The following is a 2,021-nucleotide window of genomic DNA, read 5'->3' as shown; positions in this document are numbered from 1 at the left end:
ACACTGTCACAACTGACGATCCACTTTCCAGATCGCTTGGAAAAATACATCAGCTTATGAGGCCATTTGGCTGACACAGAGTTTTGAACATCCTCCGGCAGGTTGCCCTGTCGGGGCTTTGATCTTACTCCATTATTTCCTGAATGCGCGCTCTAAAATATCAAAAGCATTCTCACATATTTTTTCTGATCCATATGTGCATATTACGGGATACCATACGGTTTCTTTATCAAAGTCATTTACAATTCGATTTGATCCTAGATTTAGCCTCCTAAGCACCAGCTCCATATCCGGACGCTCAGCCGCTATTTCAGCGACTTCGATAACGGAAAATCCTTCTGTATTAGTCGTATAGGTGCCATTATGAGTTTTTAGAAAAACTAGATATTTACCACCTAACCTATCTGGCTTGTCAGAGAAATGACCTTCCCTGTGGGCAAAACTCAAAAAAGAGTTTCTCTTTCTTCCCTTTATGCTCTTTTCAAGAGATGCCTTAAGCTGATACAACCCTTCATTAGTCAACTTTCCTTCCGAGACTTCAACAATTGCCACCACATCGGAAGAAGAAAAAAGCTGCTCTACTGAAAAAGAAAATGGTATCTCTGCCATTGAACCTGAGCATCCAAATAGTAGTAATGAAATAATAAATTTCTTCATTTTAAATTTCCTTTACAACAATTTAGAACTTATATTGCTCCGTGGACCATTCTCCGCCTTCATATATGTGCCGCGTTACGTTGCCTCGGCCATAATCAGCAATAACCTGTGAAGGTCTCGTATAGCCTGTTGTATAAACATCAATCCCACTAAGCTGCCTCCCTGAGGCAAATACCCAGCGGCCTCCTGCCCCAACAGTTGCCTGCAAATCCCCACTCCACACTTTCCGGCCAGATGGATGGGTATGCCAAATGCTGTCTCCGGGCCTAAACGCACCATCGTGCGCACCTAGAGCTTCGCCTGAAGAGAAACCTGTGCTTACCTCCTTAATTGCAAAGGTTTTCTTATCAATAACGGCCCAAAATTCAAGCCCATATTTTTCTGCCATTTCTCTAAGGGCTTCGTTTTCATGTAACGCAGCGGCAGCAGCTTGAGTAGAACCATATGATGAATTTCTGATATCGGCTGTTATTTCATTTGTACGATCAAGAATCGTAGCTTTCTCCACATCGCTATAGTCCTTCGGTAAACATTTACCTTCAGAGGCACAAAGTCCAATTTGTTTGCTGTCTGATCCAAAGTCAGGCAACCCTTCACCACTCTGCCCAGAATCGGCAGCACCCTGACCTCCCTGCAAATTTCCACGACTGGCCTGGCTACCAATATCTGCTGCTCCACCCGACTTCTGCCCGACAATCTTGCCGATAGAAAAACTTTGTGTTTTTCCACCGCTTGTTATGCTCCCTGTTAGCTTGCCATTGGTATCCATAGTTACAGAGCCAGTCTCTGTCCGTTTTATGCGCGAACCAGTTTGACTAACCTTTACTGGTCCAGTGCAAGTGATCGCCCCATCATCACCTTGTGTACAGTCAGGCGTATACCCACTCGGATCGGTCCCAGCCAACGGATTATTCATGATGTAGCTGTAGGGGTTCAAGCTCTGGCTATTGCCAGGACTCTGTATCACCGGGTCCACAGAGAGGAACCGCCCAAGATTGTAATCATAGGCCCGCCCATTCATATGGATCAATTCCACATCGTCCAGATGCTCGTGGTCGGTAAAGCCGCGGGTGCTGTAGGCGCTCTCTAAGATAGCGGTCTCTTTATCGAGAATATTGCCCTGGCGCGGCTTGCCAAAGGGATCGAAGCTGTGGCTTTCTTTTAGGTTACCGGCTTCATCAGCCACGGCAGCAGTGGAGCCGAGGCGATCTCGGTGGCTGAAGCCGATCTGGTGGGTGACATCACTGCCTTTCTCGGTGGTAGTGAGCACGGCGATATCGCCGATAAAGTGGCGATACTGAGTTTCACCGCCGCCGGTAATCTTTTCGAACAGCTTGTCGATATACAGGGTGGTCTTGCCGCTG

2 protein-coding genes are annotated in these 2,021 nt (G+C 46.8%); both read right to left on the bottom strand.

Features of this window, described 5'->3' with window-relative positions:
- Window positions 1-132: 132 nt before the first annotated feature.
- The gene (locus ACCI49_RS24450; protein ID WP_371841866.1) at window positions 133-657 is read right to left on the bottom strand and encodes a hypothetical protein; all 525 of its coding nucleotides are present in this window, start codon (window positions 655-657) and stop codon (window positions 133-135) included.
- 22 nt (window positions 658-679) lie between these two features.
- A partial coding sequence (locus ACCI49_RS24445) for an RHS repeat domain-containing protein (RefSeq protein ID WP_371841865.1) occupies window positions 680-2,021 on the bottom strand: 1,342 nt, incomplete at its 5' end.

This window comes from Microbulbifer epialgicus, from assembly GCF_041447265.1.
Lineage (GTDB): Bacteria > Pseudomonadota > Gammaproteobacteria > Pseudomonadales > Cellvibrionaceae > Microbulbifer > Microbulbifer epialgicus.
The sequence above is the reverse complement of the archived record's forward strand: the minus strand, read 5'-3'. Positions and strand labels throughout refer to the sequence as shown.

Coding starts and splice junctions, on each gene's coding strand:
- ACCI49_RS24450 (WP_371841866.1), bottom strand. CDS start 657: ATGAAGAAATTTATTATTTCATTACTACTATTTGGATGCTCAGGTTCA.